We start from the raw sequence: 23,812 nt of genomic DNA, 5'->3' as shown, positions 1-23,812 counted from the left end.
ATGGCGCTGATCGGCCGCCTGTTCGTTATCTTTCTCGGCTTCTGCGCAGCCTGTCTCGTTGGCGGCGCCATCGTGGTGTTCTCGATCCTGTTTCCGGAACTCAGCGCGCTCGATACCGGCGTCATCGACCCGAACACGATCAACATCCTGCTCGGCTTCGGCTTTATCTTCATCAGCGGCTTTGCGCTGATCCCGGCGATGCTCGTCGTCCTCATCACCGAGGCTTTCTATATTCGCAGCGTCATCGTCTATGCACTCGGCGGCGCGGCAGTCGGTCTCGCCTGCTATCTCGGTCTGATCCCCTACGACCCCGCCACCATGAGCTTCGACGGCATTGTGCGGCGGCACCTCGAAGTGATGACCGGCGCGGGTATCGTTGCCGGACTGATCTACTGGGTGATCGCGGGCCGCAATGCCGGCGCCTGGCGGCAGCCACGGCGCGCACCACCGTAGCCCGATGTCGCGGCCGGCCCCTAGTGCACTGCCTTTCCTTCAACTCCTGCCTCGGTTAAACCGCCCGCCATGAACCGGACCGGACTCCTCATCGCGCTTGGGCTGTTTGCCGCCATTGCCATTATCTTCGGAGTCTGGCCCGACCTCGACCTCAAGCTCGCGGCACTGTTCTACGATCCCGAGACCAGACGCTTCCCCACGACGTCGCTGCCCTACGCGCAGTTCGCCCGCGATGCGGCGATGTGGATCGCATGGGCCTTTGTCGCGCCCTCGATCCTCGCGCTGATCGTGAAGCTGATCTGGCCGAACCGGCCACTGCTGGTGAAGGGCCGCACCATGGCCTTCCTGATCCTCACCATGCTGATGTCGGCCGGGGTCCTGACCAATCTGACCTTCAAGACCTTCTGGGGCCGCCCGCGGCCGGTGATGGTCTCCGAATTCAATGGCCCCTGGCAATACAAGGCCTGGTGGGATCCGACCGGCCAATGCGGCCGCAACTGCTCGTTCTTCTCGGGTGAGGGCGCCACGGCGTTCTGGACCTATGCTCCGGCCGCGCTCGCGCCGCCCTCGGTGCGGCCCTACGCCTATGTGGCAGCGACGGTGTTCGGAATCGCCACCTCGGGCTGGCGGATGGCCTTCGGCGGCCATTTCTTTACCGACGTGACCATCGCCGGCCTCGTGTCGTTCCTGGTTATCTGGTTGATTCACGGATGGATTTACCGCTGGCCCTCGACCCGGATGACGGATGAGGACGTCGATCGCTGGCTGACCAGGATCGCCTGGCCCGGCTATCGCTGGCGGCTGCGCATGATCGGGCGGCAGCCAAAGCCGTCTTTCGTCAACCGGATCACCGAGCAGCACCACGATTGAGCGGCCTCAAGCGGATGCCGCGTTGACGCGCTTTGCCCGGCCGGGCTATCGCTGGCCGCAGAAACTGCCCCGATTGGACGTTCCATGACCACGATCTTGAAGAGCCTGCCCAAGGGCAAAAACGTCGGCATCGCTTTCTCCGGCGGCCTCGACACGTCAGCGGCGCTGCTCTGGATGAAGCAGAAGGGCGCCAAGGTCTTTGCCTACACCGCCAATCTCGGCCAGCCTGACGAAGCTGACTACGACGAGATTCCGCGCAAGGCGATGGAGTTCGGCGCCGAGAAGGCGCGCCTCGTCGATTGCCGCTCGCAACTCGTTCACGAAGGCATTGCCGCGATTCAATCCGGCGCGTTCCATGTCTCGACCGGCGGCATCGCCTATTTCAACACCACGCCGCTCGGGCGCGCCGTCACCGGCACGATGCTGGTCTCGGCCATGAAGGAAGACGGCGTCAATATCTGGGGCGACGGCTCGACCTATAAGGGCAACGATATCGAGCGGTTCTACCGCTACGGACTGCTGACCAATCCGGACCTGAAGATCTACAAGCCCTGGCTCGACGATCAATTCATCGACGAACTGGGCGGCCGCGCCGAAATGTCGGCCTTCATGACCACCCACGGCTTCGCCTACAAGATGTCAGCCGAAAAGGCGTATTCAACCGACAGCAATCTGCTCGGCGCGACGCATGAGGCCAAGGATCTCGAACAGCTCGACAGCGGCATCAAGATCGTCAACCCGATCATGGGCGTGCCGTTCTGGCGCGACGACTGCGCCGTCAAGGCCGAGAAGGTCGTGGTGCGGTTTGTGGATGGCCAGCCCGTTGCGCTAAACGAACAGACCTTCACCGATCCTGTCGCGCTGTTCCTCGAGGCCAATGTGATCGGTGGCCGCCATGGCCTCGGCATGAGTGACCAGATCGAGAACCGCATCATCGAGGCGAAGAGCCGCGGCATCTATGAAGCGCCCGGCATGGCGCTGCTCCACATCGCCTATGAGCGCCTCGTCACCGGTATCCACAACGAAGACACCATCGAGCAATACCGCATCAGCGGTATGCGGCTCGGCCGGCTGCTCTATCAGGGTCGCTGGTTCGATTCCCAGGCCTTGATGCTGCGCGAGACGGCGCAGCGCTGGGTCGCGCGTGCGATCACCGGCGAAGTGACGCTCGAACTGCGCCGCGGCAATGACTACTCGATCCTGAACACCCAGAGCCCCAACCTGACCTACGCGCCGGAGCGGCTGAGCATGGAGAAGGTCGAGGATGCGCCGTTTACCCCCGCAGACCGGATCGGCCAGCTCACCATGCGCAACCTCGACATCACCGATACTCGCGCCAAGCTGGATCTCTATGCGAAGACGGGCCTGCTGTCGGCCGGCGAGGGTTCGAACATTCCGAAGCTGGACAACGACAAGAGCTGAGGGCGCGGCGGAGACGCTCGAACTATAAGATCAAACGGCCGGATGTCGTCGTCACGTCATCCGGCCGTTATATTGGAAGGACATCGCCTCACGCAGGCTCTCGCTCGGGACGTCCACCATGAGAAACACGTCGTTGCTGGCCGCGTTTGCGGCTTTTTTCATGAGCGCGCCAATCTGCGCACAGACGATCTATCCGCTCGACCGCGCTGATATCCTTGCGGGCGCGAAATTCGACTTCAAGGTCGAGTTTCCCGAACTCATTCAGGCCGCCGATATCAAGGTGACGATCAACGGCACCGACCAGACTGCGGCGTTCGGCAAGACCGCGGACTACATCGCGAAGGAAGACGGCAAGGATCAGTCCGCGCTACTGCTGCGCGACGTAACGCTCGACAAAGCCGGGACTTACAAGATCGAAGTCAGCGACGGCGTGCGCAGCCGCGCGGTGATGTGGAACGTCTACGATACCGGCCCGCGCAAGGCGAAGAATGTGATCCTGTTCATCGGCGACGGCATGTCGCTGGCGCACCGCGTCGGCGCCAGAATTCTTTCGAAGGGCATCACCGAAGGCAAGAGCCGCGGCAAGCTCGCGATGGACAACATGCCGCATATGGCGATGGTGGCAACGGCGGGCTCCGACTCCATCATTACCGATTCCGCGAATTCAGCCAGCGCCTATGCCACCGGCCACAAGACCGCAACCAATGCGATGGGCGTCTATGCGGATCGCACCGCGAATGTGTTCGACGATCCGCAGGTCGAAACCATCACCAGCCTCGCGAAGCGCAAGCTCGATCTGGCGATCGGCATTGTCACCAATACCGAGGTCGAGGACGCGACACCCGCCGCGATGATCGCGCATACCCGCCGCCGCGCGGCCTATGACGAGATCGTCGCGCAGTTCTTTGCCGCCAGGCCGGACGTGTTGATGGGCGGCGGCGCAGCGAATTTCCTGCCGCAGGCGGCCGCGACATCGAAGCGCAAGGATGACGTCGACTATGTCGCACGCTTCCGCGATGCCGGTTATTCGGTGGCGACCACGGCGCCCGAACTGAACGGCCTCGCCAAGAAGCCGGAGACGCGCAAGCTGCTTGGACTTTTCACGCCTGGCAATATGGACGGCGTGCTGGACCGCAAGTTTCTCGGCGGCGGCGGCGTGAAGAAATTTCCGCAGCAGCCTGATTTGACCGAGCAGGTGCATGGCGCGCTCAAGATCCTGTCGCGCAACGACAACGGCTTCTTCCTGATGGTCGAGTCGGGCCTGATCGACAAATACGCCCATCTGCTCGACATGGACCGCGCCGTCTATGACGTCATCATGCTCGACAATGCCGTGAAGCTCGCCCGCGACTGGGCGGCCAAGCGCGGCGACGACACGCTCATCCTCGTCGTCTCCGACCACAGCCATCCCAACAGCCTCGTCGGCACCGTCAATGACGACATGAGCAAGGAGTCAAACCTGCCGCTGCGCGAACGGCTTGGCGTCTATGAGAAGGCCGGCTTCCCGAACTATCCCGCGCCGGATGCCGAAGGCTATCCATCGCGCATCGATGTCAGCCGGCGGCTCGCGATCATGTCGGCCAGCCTGCCCGACCACTATGAGACGCTGCGGCCGAAGCTCGACAACCCCAACGATCCGACCGAGAAGGGCGACGAGCCCGGTACCTTCAAGGCCAACGAGAAATACAAGAATGCGCCGGGCAGTATGCTGCGGCTCGGCAACCTGCCGGCAATGATGGGCGCCAGCGCGCATTCCGGCGAGGACGTAATCCTCACCGCCACCGGCCCCGGCAGCGACCGTGTGAAGGGTTCGATGGACAATACGGAAGTGTTTCGCGTGATGGCGGATGCGTTGGGATTGGCGGCGAAGTAGTAGCGTCTTTCCCTCCCTCAAGCGGCTCAGCCGCGCAATGGGGAGGGAAGCCATTGGCAGCAGCGTACTATCAAAACAAAAATGGCCGGGATCGCTCCCGGCCATTTTCTTTCATATCAAACCGCTCAGCGACGCGGCGGTGCCGTGCCCGGAGGCGGCGGGGGCAGCGAAGCCTGACCGCCGTTCAACAGCGGCGTGATGTTGCGAATCGTGACGCGGCGGTTCTGGCGCTCCGGACCGTCGGTCTGGATCTTCAGATACTGCTCGCCATAACCCTGCGACGTCAGGTTTTCCGCCGGCACCTGGAATTGCTGGGTGAGCAATTCTGCCGCCGACTGGGCGCGGCGATCCGACAGCGACAGATTGTCGACGTCGGAGCCGACCGCATCGGTGTGACCCTCGATCAGGAACACCGCTCGTGGATTGCGCGAGATCGCCCGGTTGAGACCATCTGCGATCACCTGCAGCTTCGAGGCCTGATCCGGCGGGATATCCCACGAGCCAAGTTCGAAGTTGATCGAGTCCAGATCGATCGACGGCATGCGCTGGCGCACCATCGGGCTGTAGCGGATTTCATCGAGCGTATAGCGGCGCTCGATGCGATCCACCGGAGGCGCGATCAGCGTATCGTAGACAAGATCGGGCGAGGCCTGATCGTAGTCGACGATGTAACGGTTCTGCGGAATCCGGATCATCGGCGGCGGCAAATCGACATAGAAGCCAAGTCCACCCGGACCGCCGGGGCCACGCGGACCGCGGAACGAGTTATCGATAATGATGATCTCGCGTCCCTCACGATCCCTGCGGATACGCCGTAGCAGCTGGCCGTCGCGGCCGACCACCGTGATGATCTGCGAACCGTCGGGACGGATCACGATGGTCCGGTCCTCACCGCCGACCCGATCCGTACGGATGTCACGCGCGCCGTAGCGGAAGCGATCGACCTCGTTGTGGCGGATGAACGACTGACCGCTCGGATCCTGCACGATGATGCGTCCAGGCTCGGTGATGATCGTGCGACCACCTTCCTGGCGCTCGCTGCGCTGGCCGCGGAAATCGCCCATGTTGCGCGGCCCCTGGGGGGCAGCGCCCGGTGCGATCGGCGTCAGCGCTGCTGCTGGCGGCGGCGCCTGAGGGATCGGTGCCGTCACGGTCGGTGCGGGCGGCTGCACGACCTTGATATTGCCGCCACCGGGGGCGACCACGAGAGGTGCAGCAGTGCTCGTGGGCGGCGCAGCGGCGGGCGCCGTAGCGTTCGGCGTGACACCGGGCGCAGCAGCGTTGGGCGGCGTACCGGGTGCACCGGGCGCGCCTGCGCCCGGACCACCAGGAGGACCACGGCGGCCATCCGAACCTCGTCCGTCAGGACCACGGCCATCAGGGCCACCGGGGCGACCAGACGGAGGCGCACCCGCAGCAGGCGGTGTGCCCGGCGCAGCCGGAGCTGCCGACGGCGCCGGTGCTGCTGCAGGAGGCGTTGCCGCAGGGGGAGTCGCAGCCGCTGGCGGCGTCGCCGGTGTTGGAGCCGGTGTCGGCGCAGCAGCGGGTGCCGGACGCGCGGCAGGCGGAGTTGCTGCAGGCGGTGTCGCCGGCGCCGCGGCTGGTGGCGTTGCAGGCGCGGGACGTGCGCCGGCCGGCGGCGTTGCACCGGGTTCACGGCGCTCAGGACGTCCTTCGCCGGGCTCGCGACGTTCGGGACGCGCAGCGGGCGGCGTTGGCGCTGACGGAGCTACAGGCGCAGCGGTGGGCGCTGGAGGTGCGGCGCGCGGGGCCGGAGGCGCGACGGGAGCCGGCGGCGGAGCTGGGCGCGGCGGCGGAGCGGCCGCAGGTGGTGGGGGTGGCGGCGGTGTCGGGCGCGGAGGTGCGGCCGCAGGCGGCGGCGCAGCAGGGGGTGCCGGAGGCGCGGGACGCGCAGCAGGGGGAGCCGGCGGCGGTGGCGGCGGCGCAGGGCGTGCGGCTGGCGGCGCAGCGGCGGGAGGCGCAGCAGCTGGCGGAGCCTTGGGTGGTGCCTTCGGGGGAGCCTTGGGCTCACCTTCAGGCGCAGCAGGTGCGGCCTGCGCGAGCACGATCGGCGCATCGACATTCGACGCATAAGCAGCGGTCGCTGCGATATGCGCAACGCCGAGCGTCGTCGTGGCCAGCAATACGAGACGAAGTTTTGTCATGATAGACCTTGGGCCCCCGGATAAGGATCTTCAACAAACTGATTTTTGTCGGCCGAACAAATCGGCATATTGATCAACTGATATGCATTGGGCCGGAATGTGGCGACAGGCAAATGCAAATTCGTTTTTATTTTCGACACGACAATGGCCCAAACGCGCTTTGTTCATTGCGCGTTCAGGCCATCGATCTGTAGTTCGCTACATCACTGCAGGCGGTTGCTGACCTGGATTGATATCAGGATTTGGCACCGGCATCTCATCTGGCACATCTCCAGGTAGCTCTTCGGGTCGCGACGGCTCACCGGGATCGCGCACCGGCGGCGGTACCTCGGGCCGCGGATTGCCCGGCGGGCTCTCCTGCGGCGGTTCGGAGGGTTGACCGGGCTTGATCGGCGGATCCTCGACGGCATCGATGCCGGGTGAATCGTCTTTAGGCATCTAGATTGCGACCTTACGGTTGGTGCCGATGTCCGGACGCGTACCAGTCACAGCCGCAGCGGCCATCTTCACATAGCTGATCACAGTGCCCGGCGAGTCCCAGAACTCGGCATCGTCAGGCGTGAACTTCAGCACACGAATATTCGGATCTTCCGCGCTGTCCCACCACGCCTTTGCGGAGGTGGTGAACAGCTCCTTGATCTTGGCGCGATCGTTCGAGACGGCAGCAGTGCCGCTCACCGAGACATACTTCTGATCGCTCGCATCTGCGAAAGAGAGATTCACGTTCGGATTGCGCTTGATCTCATCATCCTTGTGTCTGCGCGCATCGCTGAGGAAGTAGACCGCATCGGCTTCGCGATCCACATAGGCAGCCATCGGGCGCGCTCGCAGCTTGTCGCCATCATGCGTCACCAACATGGCGAAGCCGATCTTCTTCATCAATTCCCAGGCACGTTCGATATCACGGGTATTGTCATTGGCCATCATCTGTCTCCCTTGGGGCTGAACTAACAACGGCGCGATCGATGCGATGTTCCGCGACAACGAGCCGGATGAAGGCGGGTTTGACAGCGGAACAGGAACCGCCCATCAAGACGCAGTTTGGCCATACTATTTGACCTGGGGGATTTCGATGCCGTTCGCCTATTGGAGCATTCTGATTGCTGCACTGCTGCCGCTGATCATTATTGGTTATGCCAAAGCGGGATCGCGCGATAACAGCGCGCCGCGCGACAGCGCCGAGAACCTCTCAGGTGCCAAACGCCGCGCCTATGCTGCGCACCAGAATGCCTTCGAGAGCTTCCCGTTCTACGCAGTCTCGGTCGTCGCAGCGTTGAATTTTGGCGCATCGGCGACGACCGTAAGCGTGCTGGCCGCTCTCTATCTTGCGTTTCGGATTGCGCACGCGCTGCTGTACATCGCGGATAAATCGTCGCTGCGCTCAGCCGCCTATGCCGGCGGCCTCTTCGCCAATATCGCGATCTTCCTGTCGCCGGCGCTGAAGATCAACTTCTTCTAAGTTGAAACACGCAGCAAGCGCCTCATAGCGCCTGGTATCACGCCGCGCTCCTGGCCGGCTTGCGCTGGCGCAGGAAGCGGCCGAGCAGACGGCGCTTACCCTTGCGCGGGATGAGATCGATGTCGCTGACCAGCTTGGCGCCGCCCTTGCGGCGCTCCAGCACGATCTTGCGGCTGTGGAAGGCTTCAAGCTCGACGCGATGCGCGACAGATACCACTGTGGCGTTGGGCAGCTCCTTGGTGAGCAGCTCCATCATCTTGTCCTGGCTCTTCGCGTCCAGCGCCGAGGTCGCTTCGTCCAGCACAATGATATCAGGGCGGTGCAAAAAGAGCCGTGCGAAAGCGAGACGTTGCTTCTCGCCGCCGGACAGTGTCTGGTCCCACGGCGCATCCTCCTCGATCTTCTCTTTGAGATGGCCGAGCCCGACCTTGTCGAGGGCCTCGCCGATCTGCTCGACGGTCCAGTCTTCCGACGCCGCGGGATAGGCGGCTGCGCGGCGCAAGGTGCCTGACGGCACATAGGGCTTCTGTGGCAACATGAAGAGCCTCCGGTCCGGATGGAAATTGACGCTACCGCCGCCCCATGGCCACAGGCCCGCAATGGCACGCACCAGCGTGCTTTTGCCGGTGCCGGACTCGCCCGCGACAAGCAGACGTTCGCCAGGCTCGATCTTCACTTCGGCATCGCCGACGACGGCAGTGCCGTCGTCGAGCGTCACGGAGAGATCATGCAGGCTCAGCATCGTCTCATCCGTCGTTTCGCCGCGCTTGATACGACCGATACCGTCGCCGAGTTCAGCGCGTTCGAGGCCGTCCAGCGACATCATCAGCGAGGCGATCCGGCGCGCGCAGGCGTTCCAGTCGGCAAGGCGCGGATAGTTGTCGACCAGCCAGCCGAATGCGCTTTGCACGATGGTGAAGGCAGACGCCGCCTGCATGACCTGACCGAGTGACATGCTGCCGTCGAGAAACTTCGGCGCGCACAGCAACAGCGGTACGACGGGCGCGATCAGGCTCGAGCCCTGCGACACCAACGTGGTACGCATATGCTGTCCGGCGAGACGTGCCCATTGCCTGAGGACATTGCCGAAGGTCTTGTCGATGCCGTCGCGCTCTTCTTCCTCGCCACCGAGCAGTGCGATGCTCTCGCCGTTTTCGCGCACGCGGGTAAGCGCATAACGATACTCCGCCTCGGCCTGGTTTTTGTCCTCGGAAATCTGCACGAAACGCCGGCCGATCACCATGATCGAGCCGGACGCAATGGCCGCATAGATGATCGCGGCAATGACGAGGAAACCGGGAATGGTGATGAGACTGCCGCCCAAAGTCAGCGTCAGCGCGCCGCCGATGGTCCACAGCACGACGATGAAGGTGGTAGCGGAGAGAAATGCCGCGATGACGCCGGAGACGAAGTCGACGGGCGAGTCGGTCGCGATGCGCAGATCCTCGGCGATCCGATATTCGGGATTCTGGTGATCGCCGCCGACAAGATTGAGCTGATAATAGCGGCCGCTGGTGAGCCAGCGCGACACCACAGAATTGGTCAGCCATGCGCGCCAGCGACGCTGGATGCCCATGCGGCCATAGACCTGCGCGACGCCAAGGAGCACGCTGCCGATGGCGAGCGGAAAGAACACGCCGGTGAGATGAAACACGCTGGCCGCATCGCGTTTCTCGATGGCGTCGAAGATGGCGCGGTTCCAGACATTGATGCCGTATTGAAACGCCACATTGGCGACGATGAGCAGCAGCAGCCCGACCGAGAACACCCAGGCTAGTCTGTCGCCCGACTTGCCCCAGAAGCCACGCGCGCTGATCCAGAATCGCGTCAGCAGATAGTCCTTGCGTGCCTGCTCGGCCTCTTCCGGCGTCAGGTCCGGATCGGGCTCCACGACGACAGGCGGCGGCGGCTCGATATGCTTGCCGTCCTCGCCAACGACCCCGACAATCGGCCCCTTCACATCGGACGCGTCGGATGCGGGTGCGGGCTTGGCTTCGTTAACTGAATGTTTGCTCATGGCGCGATAACGCCAAGGAAATCAAAAGGTTCCTTGGAGTTCCCAGGCGGCTCAGACAGCCTCGCGCTGGGCCTTGCGCCAGGTGCCGGCCTTGCTGAGCACCCGCGACAATTGCTCGATGGAATAGGGCTTATGCAGCAGCTCGAACCCGAAGGTGCCGTTCTGCGCCAGCACATGACTGTAGCCGGAGGTCAGCACCACCGGCAGATCCGGATAGAGTTTTCGAATCTCCTGCGCCAGTTCGATGCCGGTCATTCCAGGCATCACGACATCGGAGAACACGACGTCATAGTGCGTGGCATGACGGGCGAGTTCGACGAGCGCTTCCTGAGCGTTCGGCCGCAACACCGTGGTGTAGCCAAGCTCGCTCAGCGCATCGGTCGCAAAAGTCCCGACGTCGCGATTGTCCTCCACCACCAGCACCGACATGCCGTGGCCATCGACGACGGGCGCTTCGCTCGCCGACAGCGCCGGCGCGATGCTGTCGCCGGAGACGCGCGGCAGATAAAGCGTGAAAGTGCTGCCCTTGCCGACTTCGCTGGCGACCACGACCTCACCGCCGGATTGTTTGGCAAAGCCGAACACCTGCGAAAGTCCGAGGCCTGTGCCCTGCCCGACTTCCTTGGTCGTATAGAATGGCTCGAAGATGTGCTCGAACTGATCGGCAGGAATACCGCTGCCGGTGTCGGATACTGAGATCGCCACATAGCCGTCAGACCTCAGGGCAAGCGCAACGGGGACTTGCTCTGCCGCGCTGACGGCGATCGTCAGCCGCCCCTCGCCCGCCATGGCATCGCGCGCGTTAACCGCGATGTTGATCAACGCGGTTTCGAACTGACCGATATCGGCATCTACGAACAACGCCTCATCGGGCACATGGGTCATAATTTCGATGGGCGCCCCCGTCAGCGTGCCGATGATCTCGCTCACCGAATGCACGCATTGGCCGACGTCGAATACTTCAGGTTTCAGCGTCTGGCGCCGCGCAAAAGCCAGCAATTGCGCCGTCAGCTTGGCGGCGCGATTCACGGTTTCGGAGATCGCTGCAATGTAGCGGGCACGACGATCCGGCGAGAGATCGGGTCGTTGCAGCAAATCGACTGACGAACGGATCACGGTGAGCAGATTGTTGAAGTCATGCGCAACGCCGCCAGTCAACTGGCCGAGTGCTTCGAGCCGCTGGCCATGTTTCAGCGCTTCTTCGGCCTCACGCCGTTTCATCGCTTCGAAATTGAGCCGGCGGGTGCGACGGATCGCGAATGCCAGCAACAGGAACAGCAATGCCGTCGCAGGAACGCCGAAGATCAGATGATAGCTGATGGTGCGCAGCCAGCGCGCACGGATCGCTGACGTCTCAAGACCTGCCGCGACATAGACCGGATAGCCGGCGAGCTGCTGATAGCCGATACGGCGCTCGACATTGTCGCCGGGCGAGACAAGCGTGACCAGTCCTCCAGCAGGATGGGCCGACAAGGTGCGGCCCACGGGCCCCTTGGGATCGAGACGCACCTCACGATCGAGCTGCGGATAACGTGCCAGGATCGAACCATCGGTGAGACCAAGCGCAAAGAAGCTCCCGGCATCGTGGCCGATACGCGCATAGAAACGATCGAAATATTCCGGAAAGACAGAGGCCTGCACCACGCCGGTGAAGCTGCCATCGGCCGAGACCCGCCTGCGACTCACGCCAAAGAACGGAGCGCCTTGATAGGGCGGGCGCGGCAACAATGATTGACCGATAAACGTGCCGGCATTACCTGCGATATGGACCCTGTAGTAATCGCGATCAGAGAAATCGAGATCCGGCAGCGTCAGATCCAGACTGTTGACCAGCGCCCGGCCTTTATTGTCGAACACCCAGACCGACTTCAGTTGCGGCAGCGCATCGGTGAGCTGCTTCAGCCGGCCCGCCATCCGGTCCGATTGCGCACGCAGCTCGTCGTCGGATTTACCGCGTACGATCTCGTTCATTTCCGACAGGCTGCGGTCGATCGTCTCGAACACCTTTAAAGCGTGTTCATGCGCCACATCGAGCGCGCGCTCGATCTCGCGGTCGGCGATCTCGCGCGTCGACACCCACGACGTCGCCGCCGCGAACAGAAACAGTGCAAGCGGAAGGGCCAGCGATGCAGCCATCATCCATTGCAGCGTTCTCAACGAATTTTGGTGTTCGGTCTTCACAGCACCTGCCCGACTCCCTGCAGTCTAGCGCAAGGGCGGTGTCTCACCAACCGCTCCGCGGGCGGGAACCCGCCGTGGGCGGAGGAGGTCCTGTGGCGTTAGCCGGCCGCGCTCATTTGCGACCGGAAGGCCCATTTGGTGAAATGCTGCTCGATCCCCGCGAAGACCGCGTACATGAGCACGCCTTCAAAGGCGAGCAGCAGCAAGGCGGCGTAGACATTCGCCATACGGAAGCTGGCGCCCTCCAGCGCGATCAGGTAGCCGAGCCCGGCATTGGCGCCGAGCGTCTCCGACACAACAGTGCCGACGAATGCCAGGGTGATAGCAATCTTCAGCGAGCCAAAGAAATATGGCAGCGCACGCGGAATGCCGACCTTGAGCATAATGTCGAGCTTGCCAGCGCCGAGGGCCCGCAACACGTCCTCGAGTTCCGGCTCGGTTGTCGCCAGACCCGTGGCGATATTGACCACGATCGGAAAGAACGAAATCAGGAAGGCGGTGACGATTGCCGGCACTTCGCCGATGCCGAACCACAGGATCAGCAGCGGGACAATGGCGACCTTCGGGATCGTGTTGAAGCCGATCATCACGGGATAGAGCCCGCGATAGATCGCCCGCGACCACCCCACGACGAGACCGAGAATGATGCCGAAGCCGACGGCCAGAGCAAATCCGACCATGGTCACCCAGAGCGTGACCCAGGAATGGTAGAGAAACACGCGCCAAAGTTTGAACATCGCTGCAAAGGCGGCCGATGGCGGCTGCAGCACCGACGTGTTGACCTTGAAGACGATGCAGGCCAGCTCCCAGACCAGGAAGATGGCAATGGTGAAGAGCCAGGGCGAAAGCTTTTCGAGTGTCCGCGGGTTCATGACTGGCGCACCTGTGCGATCTTCATGCGCAGCTCCATCACAATATCGCCGAACTCCTTTTCGTAGGTCACCTGCAGATCGCGCGGGCGGGGGAAATCCACCGATTTGATCTGGACGATGTGACCGGGGCGCGCGCTCATGACATAGATGTTATCGGCGAGGAACGCCGCTTCGCGCAGATCGTGCGTCACCAGAATCACCGTGAAGCCCAGCCGTTGCCACAGATCGCGCAGCACGCACCACAGTTCCTCGCGCGTGAATGCGTCGAGGGCGGCGAAGGGCTCGTCGAGCATCAGCAGCGCCGGCTCGTGGATCAGCGAACGACACAGGGAGACACGCTGCTGCATGCCGCCGGACAATTCCCAGGGATAGCGGTCGCCGAAGCCGGCGAGACCCACGGTGGCCAGAAGCTGCTCGGCCTTAGTGCGGAACTCCGCTTTCTTCGAGCGGAACTGCGAGCGATGCGGTTCGACGATTTCCAGCGGCAGCAGGACGTTGTCGATCACCTTGCGCCACGGCAGCATGTTGGCGTTCTGGAACGCCATGCCGGCCATTTTGACCGGGCCTGTCACCTGTTTACCGTCGATGGCGATAGTGCCGGCCGTTGGCTTGTGCAGGCCCGTGACGAGCCGCATCAAGGTGGACTTGCCGCAGCCGGAGGGGCCGACCACCGCGGCGAATTCGCCGCGCTGGACTTTGAGCGTCGCATCCTGAAGCGCGACAATGTCACCCGAGGCGCCACGGTATTTCAGCGTGACGCCGTCGATATCTACGAACGCTTCCATGCGCGACGACCTGGCCTTCTGTCGTGACGCTTAGAACTTGCGTGCGTCGGCCGGGGGCAGATACTCCGACGTGAACAGATCCCCCGCCTTCGGCTTCGGATTCTTGAACTCGTAGGTCACAGCGATCTGCTCGATGGCATCCGTCATGCGCTTCTCATCGATGCCGCCGACGCCATTGGCCTTCACCCACGGTGTCACGAAGTTGTCCTTCAGCGACATCTTGAGACGGGCGAGTTCGATCTTCTCGTCGGCGGTCTCGTTACGCTTCATCACCGACTTGATGGCCGTGTCGGGGTCCTTGATGGTGTCGATGATGCCTTTGACAGTTGCACGCACGAAGCCAGCGACGAGTTTCGGATTGGCCTTTGCGAATTCGGGGTTCACCATGATGGCGTTGCCATAAAGCACGATGCCGTAGTCCGACATCAGCATCACCTTGATGTCCTTTTCGGCGATGCCCTTGGACATCAGGTTGAAGTAGGACGAGAACGAGAAGCCGGTGATCGCATCGACCTTGCCGTCGGCGAGCATAGGCTCACGCACCGGAAAGCCGACATTCTCGATCTTCACCTTGCTGTCGTCGATCTTGTTCTCTTTGACGAAGGCCTTCCACTGCGCGAAGGCACCGTCCGGCGCCGGTGCGCCGAGGATCTTGCCTTCGAGGTCCTTCGGCGCATTGATGCCGGACTTCGCTATGCTGACAATCGAGAAGGGCGGCTTGTCATAGACCATGAGGACGCCCTTGACGTCCTTGTCCGGATTCTGGTCGCGGAAGCGCGCCAGCGAATTGATGTCGAAGAAGCCGATCGGATAGGTGCCCGCCGCGACCCGCGCGATGCCGGCGACCGAACCTGGACCGGAGTCGATGGTCACGTTGAGGCCTTCGGCCTTGTAGTAGTCCTTGTCGAGCGCAACGAAATACGGCGCGGACGGACCTTCGAATTTCCAGTCGAGCGCGAATTTGACATCGGTGTCGGCGCTCGCGGATAGCGCAGACGCCAACAGCGCTGCACCCGCCATGACGCTCAAACCCAGCTGACGAAACATGAAAAACTCCCCCTGATCAATTATCAGGCACAGGCTAGCACAGCCCGTGCCAACCTTGGCGAGTCCCCTTTTCAACGAGAAATAGCGCCGCGGCTCCGAGGGATCGGGTTCGAAGAGGCAGTATGCTTAAATCGTGAGCAAAAAGAACACCGGCCTGCTTGCGCAGACCGGTGTCCTGATCGGCAAACCCGGATCCTTAAAACGTCAGACCTGACGCTCGACCATCTTCATCTTCAGCTCGGCGATGGCTTCAGAGGGGTTGAGACCCTTCGGGCACGCCTTGGCGCAGTTCATGATGGTGTGGCAGCGATAGAGCCGGAACGGATCTTCGAGATTGTCGAGGCGCTCGCCGGTGGCTTCGTCGCGCGAATCCTTGACCCAGCGGGTGGCCTGAAGGAGGGCAGCCGGACCGAGGAAGCGGTCGCTGTTCCACCAATAGCTTGGGCACGAGGTCGAGCAGCAGGCGCACAGGATGCATTCGTAGAGGCCGTCGAGCTTCTCGCGGTCCGAATGGCTCTGCTTCCATTCCTTCTGCGGGGTCGGCGTGGTGGTCTTCAGCCACGGCTCGATCGACGCATACTGGGCGTAGAAGTTGGTGAGATCCGGCACCAGGTCCTTCACGACGGGCTGATGCGGCAGCGGATTGACCTTGATGGCGCCGTCGTCGACTTCGTCCATCGCACGGGTGCAGGCCAAGGTGTTCTGGCCATCGATGTTCATGGCGCAGGAGCCGCAGACGCCTTCGCGGCAAGAGCGGCGGAAGGTCAGCGTCGGATCGATGTTATTCTTGATCCAGATCAGACCATCGAGAACCATCGGACCGCAGTCGCTGGTATCGATGTGATAGGTGTCGACCGACGGGTTCTTGCCGTCATCCGGATTCCAGCGATAGACGCGGAATTCGCGCGTCTGCGTGGCACCGGCCGGCTTCGGCCATTCCTTGCCGCCGGTGATCTTGGAATTCTTCGGAAGTGCGAACTCAGCCATTCTCTCAAGCCTTCGCTGTCATCATTAGTACACGCGCGCTTTGGGCACGATGTACTGAACGTCGTTGGTCATCGTGTAGTCGTGCACCGGGCGATAATCGATGGTGGTCTTGCCGCCCTGATCGATCCACGCCAGCGTGTGTTTCATCCAATTCTTGTCGTCGCGATCCGCGAAGTCCTCACGCGCATGCGCGCCGCGGCTCTCGGTGCGGTTCGCAGCCGAGTCCATGGTGACGATGGCCTGAGTGATCAGGTTGTCGAATTCGAGGGTCTCGATGAGATCCGAATTCCACACCAGCGACCGGTCAGACACGGCGATATCGCCGATACCGCCATACACCTTGTGGATCAACTCCTTGCCTTCGTTCAGCACTTCACCAGTGCGGAACACGGCGCAGTTGGTCTGCATCACATGCTGCATGTTCTCGCGGATCTTCGCGGTCGAAGTGCCACCCTTCGCATAGCGGTAGTGATCGAGACGACCAAGCGCGCGGTCGGCCGAGTCCTTCGGCAGGTCGGGCTGCTTGGCATTCGGCGTCAGCTTCTCGGCGCAGCGCAGCGCGGCCGCACGGCCGAACACCACGAGATCGATCAGCGAGTTGGAGCCGAGACGGTTGGCGCCGTGCACCGACACGCAGGCAGCTTCGCCCACGGCCATCAGGCCCTGCACCACCGCATTGTCGTCGCCGTCCTTCTTGGTGACGACTTCGCCGTGATAGTTGGTCGGGATGCCGCCCATGTTGTAGTGCACCGTCGGAACGATCGGAATCGGCTCCTTGGTGACATCGACGCCGGCGAAAATGCGCGCCGAGTCGGAGATGCCCGGCAGACGTTCGGCCAGCACCTTCGGATCGAGATGGTCGAGATGAAGGAAGATGTGATCCTTCTTCTTGCCGACGCCGCGACCTTCGCGGATTTCAATGGTCATGGCGCGCGAAACCACGTCGCGCGAAGCGAGATCCTTGGCGGACGGTGCGTAACGCTCCATGAAGCGCTCGCCTTCGGCATTGACGAGATAACCGCCTTCGCCGCGCGCGCCTTCAGTGACGAGACAGCCCGAACCGTAGATGCCGGTCGGATGGAACTGAACGAATTCCATGTCCTGCAGCGGCAAACCAGCCCGCAGCGCCATACCGCCGCCGTCACCGGTGCAGGTATGCGCCGAAGTGCAGGAGGCGTAAGCGCGGCCATAGCCGCCGGTGGCGAGAATGACGGTCTGCGCCTTGAAGCGATGCAGCGTGCCATCGTCGAGCTTGAGCGCAATGACGCCGCGGCAGACGTTCTGATCGTCCATGATCAGATCGATGGCGAAGTATTCGATGAAGAACTCGGCCGAGTGGCGCAGGGCCTGGCCGTACATCGTGTGCAGCATGGCGTGACCGGTACGGTCGGCGGCCGCGCAGGTGCGCTGGGCCTGGCCCTTGCCGTAATCCATGGTCATGCCGCCGAACGGGCGCTGATAGATCTTGCCATCTTCGGTGCGCGAGAACGGCACGCCCCAGTGTTCGAGCTCGTAAACGGCGTCGGGCGCGTTGCGCACCATATATTCGATCGAGTCCTGATCGCCGAGCCAGTCCGACCCCTTCACGGTGTCGTACATATGCCAGCGCCAGTTATCCTCGTGCATGTTGCCGAGCGAGGCGGAGATGCCGCCCTGTGCTGCAACCGTATGCGAACGGGTCGGGAACACCTTGGTGATACAGGCGGTGCGCAGGCCAGCTTCGCCGCAGCCGACGGTCGCGCGCAGGCCGGCGCCGCCGGCGCCAACGACAACGACGTCATAGGTGTGATCTTCGATGGGATAGGCGTGGCCGTTGGTGGCGGGGCCGCCAACGCCGTTCGCGCCAGTGCCGTTGACGGCCATGCGCTACACTCCGGATGAAAGTTTAAGGATGGCGTAGATCGATGCCAGCGCCACGGCGGCAGAGAAGAAATTGTTGCCGATGATCGAGATCAGCTTGATCTTCTCGTCATGGACATAGTCTTCGATCACGACCTGCATGCCGATCTTCATGTGCCAGATGCTGGCAACGATGAAGAGCAACATGACGATGGCGACAATAGGCGAACCAAGGACCTGCGCGACGCCGGCCTGATTGCTTCTGAAAACCGACATCACGATGAAGATCACAGGGATCAGCAGAAGTAGCATTGCCACTGCAGTCAGGCGCTGCCGCCAGAAGTCTGATGTGCCCGAATGCGAGGAACCGAGACCGCGGACGCGGCCGAGCGGCGTGCGCACCGACTTCGGAGAGTTGGAACCGCTCATCGTCCGCCTCCGATCGCGTAGGCAATGATCCAGAGCAGGATGGTGATGCCGATGCCGCCGATCAATGCGGCCCAGGTGAGCCATTCACGCTCGGATGGCTTGAAACCGTAACCGAGATCCCAGACCAGATGGCGGATGCCGCTCATGGCATGATGGATCAGCGCCCACGTGTAGCCGAATGCGATCAGGCGACCGATGATGCTGCCGGTGAAGGCCTGCACGTGTGCATAGGCCGCGGGGCCAGACGCAGCGGCGATCAGCCACCAGACAAGAAGCAGAGTGCCGAAATACAGGGCGACGCCGGTAGCGCGATGCACGATGGACAACGCCATCGTCAGGGTCCAGCGGTACACTTGCAGATGCGGCGAAAGGGGTCGTTCGATCCGAGCGGTCATTTAGCAACTTTGACAGGTTAATGGGCAGACGGTGCCCGATTGGGGATCGCGTAGAGCAATTCTATTTACGAACTCAAAACAACCAGTGCAATCGCGAAATGACATACTCCGAACAATCGTTCAGAGCTTCAAATGAGCCTTGCATTTGCGGGTATTGACAGTTGCCGGGCTTGTTGCTGACAGCCTTGGTGAAGCGCGATTCATGAGAACTTCATGATGCGATAGCAAATGGCAATCGGGGCGGGAATGGCTGGGCTCAATGTAACCGAGATTGTCGAACTGGCGGCGCTTCTTATTGCCGTCGGCGCACTGGCCGGTTTCCTGGCGGGTGTCTTCGGGATAGGCGGGGGCGCCATCCTGGTCCCCGTATTTTACGAGTGTTTCCGCATCGCCGGAGTGCCTCTGGAAGTACGGATGCCGCTCTGTATCGGCACCTCGCTGGCCATTATCATCCCGACCTCGATCCGGTCCTTCCGTGCCCATATGGCCCGCGGCGCCGTAGATATGGAGATCCTGCGGAAGTGGTGGTGGCCGATCCTGATCGGCGTCGTCATCGGCAGCGTGACAGCGCGTTATGCCCCGGAGCGGCTGTTCAAGATCGTTTTCGTTGCCGTTGCCTGGTCCGCGGCGGCAAGGCTGCTGCTCGCGCGCGACGGCTGGAAACTCGGTAACGACCTGCCCGACGGCCCGCTGATGAAGATCTACGGCTTCTTCGTCGGTCTGCTCTCCACACTGATGGGCATTGGTGGCGGATTGTTCTCGAACCTGCTGATGACCTTTTATGGCCGGCCTATCCATCAGGCGGTGGCGACATCCTCAGCACTCGCCGTGCTGATCTCGATCCCCGGCGCCATCGGCTACATCTATGCCGGCTGGCCGGCCGCTGCGCGCTTTCCCGATGTCGCAGCGCTGCAGCTGCCGTTCGCCATCGGTTATGTCTCGCTGATCGGCGCGCTGCTGGTGATGCCGACCAGCCTGCTGGTGGCGCCGCTCGGCGTGAAGGCGGCGCATGCGATGTCGAAGCGCGCGCTGGAAATGGCGTTTGGAATTTATCTATTCATCGTCGGCAGCCGGTTTGTCATCGCTCTAATATGACCCCGTAAATCAGAGCGGCCGACGCACAACAGCTACCGTAATAGTATCCGGATCATAACTTGCTATGGATGCCGTCAGACCACGCGACGGAACACCGATGGCGCACTCGCATCACGATCATGACGACCACGGTCACACACACGACCATGCCGGCCACGACCACGCGCAAGGCGATCACGCCGGTCATTCCCACGGTCCCGGCGGACATGTGCATGCGCCCGCTAATTTCGGCATGGCTTTTGCCGTCGGCATCAGCCTCAATACCGTCTTCGTCGTCATCGAGGCGATCTATGGCTATGCCAGCGGCTCGATGGCGCTGGTGGCCGATGCCGGGCACAATCTCTCGGATGTGCTCGGGCTGATCGCGGCATGGACCGCAGCTGTGCTGTCGAAGCGCGCGCCAACGCCGCGCTTCACCTATGGTTTGCGCGGGTCCTCAATTCTCGCAGCGCTCTTCAACGCCGTGTTCCTGCTGGTTGCTGTCGGTGCCATCGCCTGGGAGGCCGTGCTAAGACTGTTCAATCCCGAACCGGTAGCCGAGGTCACCGTGATGATCGTCGCCACCATCGGCATCGTCATCAACGGCGTGACCGCGTGGCTGTTTGCCTCGGGCCGCAACAGCGACCTCAACATTCGTGGCGCCTATCTGCATATGGTCGCCGACGCTGCCGTCTCGGTTGGCGTGGTCATTGCCGCGATCGCCATCATGTTTACCGGCTGGCTGTGGATCGACGCCCTGACCAGCCTCGTCATCTGTGTGCTGATCGTCTGGGGCACCTGGAGCCTCTTGCGCGACTCCACTGCGATGTCGCTCGCCGCCGTTCCGCGCGGCATCGACCCCGTTGCCGTGCGCAGCTACCTCGAACAATGCCCCGGCGTCGCGCAGGTGCACGACCTGCATATCTGGCCCATGAGCACCACCGAAGTGGCACTGACCTGTCACATGGTGATCCCGTCAGGCGCGCCTGGCGATGCCTATCTGATGGAAGTCGCCGCACGCCTGAAGCGCGACTTCGGCATCGAGCACGCGACGATCCAGATCGAGATGGACCCGAATTCGGCCTGCGCGCTCGCGCCGGAGCATGTGATCTAGGGTATGGCCACACATAGCATCTCATAGTTCGAGACGGCGCTGCGCGCCTCCTCACCATGAGGGACCGTGCAGGGGCTTACTTCGCGTAGATATCCTTGTAGCTATCGCGCAGCACGTTCTTCTGCACCTTGCCCATGGTGTTGCGCGGTAAATCGTCGACGAAGATCACGCGCTTCGGCATCTTGAACTTGGCGATCTGGCCATCCAGCGCCTTGAGCACGGAGGCCTCGTCGATCGCGGTCTTCTTGTCGCTCACGACCACGGCGGTGACGCCCTCACCAAAATCTGCATGCGGTACGCCGATCACGGCGCTTTCGATCACGCCCGGCATGGCGTCGATCTCGCTCTCGATTTCCTTCGGATAGACATTGAAGCCGCCCGAGATCACCAGATCCTTGCCGCGGCCGAGAATGTGGACATAGCCCCTGGCGTCGATCTTGCCGAGGTCGCCGGTGATGAAGAACCCGTCGTCGCGGAACTCCGCCTTGGTCTTCTCCGGCATCCGCCAATAGCCCTGGAACACATTCGGCCCTTTCACCTCGATCATGCCGATGGTGTCGCGCGCGAGTTCTTTGGCCGTCTCCGGATCGGTGACGCGCACGGAGACGCCGGGCAGCGGGAAACCGACCGCACCGGGCACGCGCTCGCCGTCATAAGGGTTAGACGTGTTCATGTTGGTTTCGGTCATGCCGTAGCGCTCCAGCACGGCGTGGCCGGTGCGCGCGAACCATTCGCGATGCGTATCGGCCAGCAGCGGCGCGGAGCCGGAGATGAACAGCCGCATGTGGCTGCAAGTCTCTTTCGTCAGGTTCGGCGACTGCAGGATACGCGTGTAGAAAGTCGGCACGCCCATCAGCACGGTGGCGCGGGCCATCAGCTTGATGATGAGTTCCGGATCGAGCTTGGGCAGGAAGATCATCGACGCGCGCGCAAACAGCGTCACATTGCTCGCCACGAACAGACCATGCGTGTGATAGATTGGCAGGGCGTGGATCAGCACGTCGTCCTTGGTGAAACGCCAGTATTCAACGAGGCTCAGCGAGTTCGACGCCAGATTGTCGTGGCTCAGCATCGCGCCCTTGGAGCGGCCGGTGGTACCCGACGTATAGAGGATCGCGGCGAGATCTTCGTTCTTGCGCTCGACCGTGCTGAAGTTCGGCTTCTCTTTCGCTGCCGCATCGGTCAGCGAACCCTTGCCGTCGGCGCCCAGCGTCTCGACCTTCGCACCGACCTTGGCCGCAATGGCGGCGAAGCCTTCAGCCTTGGAGGGATCGCACACCACCAGCGACGGTTCGGCGTCGGTAATGAAGTAATCGAGCTCGTTCAGCGTATAGGCGGTGTTGAGCGGCAGATAGACCGCGCCGGCGCGCACGGTCGCCAGATACAGCACCAGACCGGGCACCGACTTCTCGGTCTGCGCCGCGACGCGGTCACCCGGCTTGACGCCGCGAGCCACCAGCACATTGGCCATCTGGCCCGCCAGCGCGATCAGATCGCCGTAGCTGATGTGCTTACCCTCCGGCGTCTCGATCGCGAGACGCGAGGCATCGTCGAGTTTGTCGAACAGGCGAGAAAACAGATTGGCGTTCATGGCAAGGTCACGCGGTGCAGGAGTGCGGGAGCGACCGGTGCAGCTAGCCCAACGATCGCGTCAATTTGTCCCGTTCCTTAGCAAGAATGGCCATATCTAGGCAACGCATCCTGCAGGCGGATGGACCGCCATATCTGGTGGATCAGCCCGTCGGGTCGCGTCATCTCGTCGCGACTTCCGCTCATGATTGTATCAAACGCGATGCATCGCACTCGTCATTGATTGCCTCGCGCGAACGAAATGCACCCGCAAAAGTTTCAGCGGCACCGAAAAATATAGCCTGAAACTGGTCCCGAGACCTCGCGTAACTCGGGCATCGACGGCGCAATCTGGCCTCCAAGGGATTGCCGCGGTCGATACCCAATCATCGCACCAGCGAGATCGCTGGTCACTCACATCACTCGGGAGACGATCCATGTCCAAGCGCATTGCACTTCTGTCGGCCGTCGCATTCAGCACCCTCGCCATCACTGGCGCCGTGCTTGCCCCCGCGCAGGCCGAAGACAAGAAGATGATGAAGAGCGAAATGTCGGGCGAGAAGACGGTGATGGTCGGCGGCGCGCCGATGTATCCGTCGAAGAACATCGTCGAGAACGCCGTCAACTCGAAGGATCACACCACGCTGGTCGCCGCCGTAAAGGCCGCCGGCCTTGTCGATACCCTCTCCGGCAAGGGCCCGTTCACGGTGTTCGCACCGACCAACGCCGCCTTCGGCAAACTGCCGGCCGGTACCGTCGACACGCTGGTGAAGCCTGAGAGCAAGGCGACCCTGACCAAGATCCTGACCTACCATGTGGTCCCCGGCAAACTGAACGCCGCCGACCTCAAGGACGGCCAGAAGCTGAAGACCGTGGAAGGCGAAGAGCTGACCGTGAAGGCTTCGGGCGGCAAGGTGATGATCGTCGACGCCAAAGGCGGCTCCTCAACCGTGACCATCGCCGACGTCAACCAGTCGAACGGCGTGATTCACGTCATCGATACTGTCCTGATGCCGAAAGCCTGATCTCCGGCTTCTGTGCAACAAGTTCGCGCATCCTGACTTGTCCCCACTGGATGCGCGCGCGTCACCGAAGGATACCGAGGGGCGCAAAAGGAGCGAGCCGGGGCAGCCCGGCTCGCTTTTTTGTGATCGATATGAGCCGGCCCGACCGGGGTTGTTACAGGAGCCGCCGTAACGAACGACCGGTTATGCCGTATAGCTGGTAATAACTCGCGTCACCGAGCACCAATCGAACCGCT

General features: G+C 62.3%; 21 protein-coding genes. 8 read left to right on the top strand and 13 right to left on the bottom strand.

Annotation, left to right across the window (positions count from 1 at the left end; genetic code table 11):
• The 4 genes from AB8B20_RS21685 to AB8B20_RS21670 all read left to right on the top strand — a co-directional run bounded on the left by AB8B20_RS21685 (position 1) and on the right by AB8B20_RS21670 (position 4,618).
• On the top strand, positions 1-453 hold the full coding sequence (locus tag AB8B20_RS21685; protein ID WP_439073652.1) for a hypothetical protein: 453 nt from the start codon (positions 1-3) through the stop codon (positions 451-453).
• Between the two features lie 69 nt (positions 454-522).
• On the top strand, positions 523-1,323 hold the full coding sequence (locus tag AB8B20_RS21680; RefSeq protein WP_439073653.1) for a phosphatase PAP2 family protein: 801 nt from the start codon (positions 523-525) through the stop codon (positions 1,321-1,323).
• Between the two features lie 84 nt (positions 1,324-1,407).
• Complete coding sequence (gene argG / locus AB8B20_RS21675; protein ID WP_439073654.1) at positions 1,408-2,745, top strand: argininosuccinate synthase; 1,338 nt, start codon at positions 1,408-1,410, stop codon at positions 2,743-2,745.
• 118 nt (positions 2,746-2,863) lie between these two features.
• Positions 2,864-4,618, top strand: coding sequence for an alkaline phosphatase (locus tag AB8B20_RS21670; RefSeq protein WP_439073655.1), 1,755 nt, complete (start codon positions 2,864-2,866; stop codon positions 4,616-4,618).
• Between the two features lie 125 nt (positions 4,619-4,743).
• Here AB8B20_RS21670 and AB8B20_RS21665 read toward each other — a convergent pair whose 3' ends face one another.
• The 3 genes from AB8B20_RS21665 to AB8B20_RS21655 all read right to left on the bottom strand — a co-directional run bounded on the left by AB8B20_RS21665 (position 4,744) and on the right by AB8B20_RS21655 (position 7,707).
• Positions 4,744-6,783 carry an OmpA family protein gene (locus AB8B20_RS21665; protein ID WP_441253332.1) on the bottom strand — a complete coding sequence of 680 codons (2,040 nt, stop codon included), beginning with the start codon at positions 6,781-6,783 and terminating at the stop codon, positions 4,744-4,746.
• Between the two features lie 198 nt (positions 6,784-6,981).
• Positions 6,982-7,221: a hypothetical protein gene (locus AB8B20_RS21660; RefSeq protein WP_439073657.1), complete on the bottom strand. Its 240-nt coding sequence runs from the start codon at positions 7,219-7,221 to the stop codon at positions 6,982-6,984.
• On the bottom strand, positions 7,222-7,707 hold the full coding sequence (locus AB8B20_RS21655) for a pyridoxamine 5'-phosphate oxidase family protein (protein ID WP_089266897.1): 486 nt from the start codon (positions 7,705-7,707) through the stop codon (positions 7,222-7,224).
• A gap of 148 nt (positions 7,708-7,855) precedes the next feature.
• Here AB8B20_RS21655 and AB8B20_RS21650 point away from each other — a divergent pair, with 148 nt between their 5' ends.
• Entirely contained in the window at positions 7,856-8,242 is a 387-nt protein-coding gene (locus AB8B20_RS21650) for an MAPEG family protein (RefSeq protein WP_089266507.1), read from the top strand.
• A 37-nt stretch (positions 8,243-8,279) separates the two neighbouring features.
• On the opposite strand, the gene AB8B20_RS21645 is transcribed toward AB8B20_RS21650, so the two are convergent.
• From AB8B20_RS21645 to sdhC, 9 genes are all read right to left on the bottom strand, one after another.
• A complete protein-coding gene (locus AB8B20_RS21645) occupies positions 8,280-10,259 on the bottom strand; it encodes an ABC transporter ATP-binding protein/permease (protein WP_439073658.1) in 1,980 nt (659 codons plus the stop codon).
• 51 nt (positions 10,260-10,310) lie between these two features.
• Positions 10,311-12,440, bottom strand: a complete 2,130-nt coding sequence (locus AB8B20_RS21640; RefSeq protein WP_439073659.1) for an ATP-binding protein — start codon at positions 12,438-12,440, stop codon at positions 10,311-10,313.
• A 98-nt stretch (positions 12,441-12,538) separates the two neighbouring features.
• On the bottom strand, positions 12,539-13,312 hold the full coding sequence (locus AB8B20_RS21635) for an ABC transporter permease (protein WP_093757930.1): 774 nt from the start codon (positions 13,310-13,312) through the stop codon (positions 12,539-12,541).
• Positions 13,309-14,097 (bottom strand): ABC transporter ATP-binding protein, encoded by a 789-nt coding sequence (locus AB8B20_RS21630; protein ID WP_439073660.1) that lies wholly within the window; start codon positions 14,095-14,097, stop codon positions 13,309-13,311. Before AB8B20_RS21630 ends, AB8B20_RS21635 begins: the two co-directional genes overlap by 4 nt.
• A 30-nt stretch (positions 14,098-14,127) precedes the next feature.
• The gene (locus AB8B20_RS21625; protein ID WP_439073661.1) at positions 14,128-15,144 is read right to left on the bottom strand and encodes an ABC transporter substrate-binding protein; all 1,017 of its coding nucleotides are present in this window, start codon (positions 15,142-15,144) and stop codon (positions 14,128-14,130) included.
• Between the two features lie 204 nt (positions 15,145-15,348).
• Positions 15,349-16,131: a succinate dehydrogenase iron-sulfur subunit gene (locus tag AB8B20_RS21620; RefSeq protein ID WP_439073662.1), complete on the bottom strand. Its 783-nt coding sequence runs from the start codon at positions 16,129-16,131 to the stop codon at positions 15,349-15,351.
• 24 nt (positions 16,132-16,155) lie between these two features.
• Positions 16,156-17,994, bottom strand: a complete 1,839-nt coding sequence (gene sdhA, locus AB8B20_RS21615; protein ID WP_439073663.1) for a succinate dehydrogenase flavoprotein subunit — start codon at positions 17,992-17,994, stop codon at positions 16,156-16,158.
• 3 nt (positions 17,995-17,997) lie between these two features.
• Positions 17,998-18,399, bottom strand: coding sequence for a succinate dehydrogenase, hydrophobic membrane anchor protein (sdhD, locus tag AB8B20_RS21610; RefSeq protein ID WP_089266497.1), 402 nt, complete (start codon positions 18,397-18,399; stop codon positions 17,998-18,000).
• Positions 18,396-18,794 (bottom strand): succinate dehydrogenase, cytochrome b556 subunit, encoded by a 399-nt coding sequence (gene sdhC / locus AB8B20_RS21605; protein ID WP_068737900.1) that lies wholly within the window; start codon positions 18,792-18,794, stop codon positions 18,396-18,398. The genes sdhD and sdhC overlap by 4 nt, the downstream gene beginning before the upstream one ends.
• Positions 18,795-19,040: 246 nt before the next feature.
• Here sdhC and AB8B20_RS21600 point away from each other — a divergent pair, with 246 nt between their 5' ends.
• The gene (locus tag AB8B20_RS21600) at positions 19,041-19,889 is read left to right on the top strand and encodes a sulfite exporter TauE/SafE family protein (protein WP_439073664.1); all 849 of its coding nucleotides are present in this window, start codon (positions 19,041-19,043) and stop codon (positions 19,887-19,889) included.
• A gap of 97 nt (positions 19,890-19,986) precedes the next feature.
• On the top strand, positions 19,987-20,982 hold the full coding sequence (locus tag AB8B20_RS21595; protein ID WP_439073665.1) for a cation diffusion facilitator family transporter: 996 nt from the start codon (positions 19,987-19,989) through the stop codon (positions 20,980-20,982).
• Positions 20,983-21,058: 76 nt separating this feature from the next.
• Here AB8B20_RS21595 and AB8B20_RS21590 read toward each other — a convergent pair whose 3' ends face one another.
• Positions 21,059-22,573 carry a malonate--CoA ligase gene (locus tag AB8B20_RS21590; protein ID WP_439073666.1) on the bottom strand — a complete coding sequence of 505 codons (1,515 nt, stop codon included), beginning with the start codon at positions 22,571-22,573 and terminating at the stop codon, positions 21,059-21,061.
• A 415-nt stretch (positions 22,574-22,988) separates the two neighbouring features.
• On the opposite strand from AB8B20_RS21590, the gene AB8B20_RS21585 reads away from it, so the two are divergent.
• Positions 22,989-23,576 (top strand): fasciclin domain-containing protein, encoded by a 588-nt coding sequence (locus AB8B20_RS21585; protein ID WP_315840053.1) that lies wholly within the window; start codon positions 22,989-22,991, stop codon positions 23,574-23,576.
• The last annotated feature ends 236 nt before the right edge of the window (positions 23,577-23,812 follow it).

This window comes from Tardiphaga sp. 866_E4_N1_4 (genome assembly GCF_052076075.1).
In the GTDB taxonomy this organism is placed as follows: Bacteria; Pseudomonadota; Alphaproteobacteria; order Rhizobiales; family Xanthobacteraceae; genus Tardiphaga; species Tardiphaga robiniae.
Note: the sequence above shows the minus strand (reverse complement) of the source record. Positions and strands in the feature narration are given on the sequence as shown.